We start from the raw sequence: 1,983 nt of genomic DNA, 5'->3' as shown, positions 1-1,983 counted from the left end.
GCCGGCAACGCCGGCTCCCTTAGTCTTTTTCGGACTTTCAATGCCGGCCATGCTTGAATCGACAAACATCAATGACGCGGAGGACAAATGATCGATCATATCGGTTTCCCCGTCTCCGATTATCCACGCTCGAAGTCCTTCTACCAGAAGGCGCTGGCGCCGCTCGGCTACACGTTGATCATGGAGATCGCAGAGACCGAAAGCGGAAGCCCGGCCTGTGGATTTGGCAAAAACGGCAAGCCCGATTTTTGGATCGGCGGTGAAGGCGGGCTCAAGGGCGTCCTGCACGTGGCGCTCGCCGCCGACAATCGCGCAACGGTCGACGCCTTCTACCGCGCAGCGCTAGCGGCCGGCGGCACGGACAACGGCGCGCCGGGGGTGCGAGCGCATTATCATCCGAGCTATTACGGCGCCTTCGTGCTTGATCCCGACGGGCACAATGTCGAGGCGGTGTGTCACTCGCCGGCGTGAGCCACGACGCGCGGGCCTCGACAGCGAGCGGCCGAGAACCGTGCTGCGACTTCTAAAAGATGGCGGAAAAACCGATCAGCGGCAGCCCCTTACCGATCGCTAGTGGTGGCGATGTTAAACAAGACGGGGTGTGAACGCCCGGCGGTTGCGCTGCGACGAATCCAGGCATCGTGCAATTTGCTCGAGGGAGGCCTTCTACCGAGTCCCATTGATCAGAACCCGTGGGCCCATTGGCGCAGTCCGATGGACATGATGCGCCAGGGCTGATCGACGAGCGTGTTCCATGCCGCACAACAGTGGTCGACGAGATCGTCGTAGGATTTGAAGACTCGGTTTGAGAGCCAGTTGTCACGCATGAACTGCCAGACATTTTCAACCGGGTTGAGCTCGGGGCACTTCGGCGGCAGCAGAATGATGGTGATGTTGGCCGGCACGAGGAGACGCGTGGACAAGTGCCAGCCGGCTTGGTCGACCAGGAGGACGGCGTGGGCAGCGGGCGCGACGGTTGCGGCGATCTCGGCGAGGTGCAAGTTCATCGCCTCGGTGTTGCAGCCCGGCATGATCAGGGCTGCACCCTTGCCCTGCTTCGGGCACACTGCACCGAAGATGTAGGTGGAAGCGGTCCGTTGGTCACGAGGTGCGCTTGGACGGGTGCCGCGCTTGGCCCAGCGGCGGGTGATCTTGTTCTTCTGACCGATGCGGGCCTCGTCGGCGAACCAGATTTCTATCTTGTCGCAGTCAAGCGCCTTCTTGCGCGCAATGGCCTCCAGGCGCGCGGGAAAGCTTTTTTAAAATCTTCGATCGCGCCCTCCACTTGCGCATGGTGACGCGGTCGGGCCGAGAGTTTGCGGTAGCCCATGGCTCGCAGCTCCCGGCTGAGCGTCTGCTTTGCGATCGTGATGCGGAATTCCTCGAAAATCCATTGCGACAGATCGATCAGCCGCCAGCGCACCACGCCGTGCACCGCCGGGATCGGGCCACTCTCGATCATGCGGGCGATGGCCTGCCGCTGAGTGTCGTTGAGCTTGGACGGCTGTCCCGGCGACTTGCCATCCAGGAGACCGTCAGGACCGCGGGCGTTGAAGCGCAACACCCAATCCCGGATGATCTGAAGCCCGACACCGCCGATCTTCGCCGCCTCAGTGCGTGTTGTCCCATCGTAGATCGCTGCGAGTGCCAAAAACCGGCGAGCCTGAGGTCCGTCTTTGGTCTTTCTTGCCAAACCGCGAAGCTGTGACGCATCAAAATCCCGGCGCAATGGTATCGGAGCCGACATGACGAACCTCCTGGGTTCGCCATGTTGAATCTGACTCGCATCCACAGGGGAATCGCCCACGAGTCACAATTTCAGGGACCTGGTACCGAGTCCCATTGATCAGAACCCGTGGGCCCATTGGTGCAGTCCGATGGACATGATGCGCCAGGGCTGATCGACGAGCTCGGTTTGAGAGCCAGTTGTCACGCATGAAATGCCAGACATTTTCAACCGGGTTGAGCTCGGGGCACTTCGGC

General features: G+C 61.3%; 1 protein-coding gene and 2 pseudogenes. 1 reads left to right on the top strand and 2 read right to left on the bottom strand.

All coding sequences use genetic code 11. The annotated features are described in order from the left end of the window. Positions 1-87: 87 nt before the first annotated feature. On the top strand, positions 88-471 hold the full coding sequence (locus VMT30_00030) for a VOC family protein (GenBank protein HVQ43343.1): 384 nt from the start codon (positions 88-90) through the stop codon (positions 469-471). Positions 472-683: 212 nt separating this feature from the next. Here VMT30_00030 and VMT30_00025 read toward each other — a convergent pair. After that, positions 684-1,747, bottom strand: a pseudogene (locus VMT30_00025) (IS630 family transposase). Between the two features lie 99 nt (positions 1,748-1,846). Next, positions 1,847-1,983, bottom strand: a pseudogene (locus VMT30_00020) (IS630 family transposase).

Source organism: Candidatus Saccharimonadia bacterium, assembly GCA_035544015.1.
Taxonomy (GTDB): Bacteria; Patescibacteriota; Saccharimonadia; order UBA4664; family UBA4664; genus UBA5169.
The sequence above is the reverse complement of the archived record's forward strand: the minus strand, read 5'-3'. Positions and strand labels throughout refer to the sequence as shown.

Coding starts and splice junctions, on each gene's coding strand:
- VMT30_00030 (HVQ43343.1), top strand. CDS start 88: ATGATCGATCATATCGGTTTCCCCGTCTCCGATTATCCACGCTCGAAG.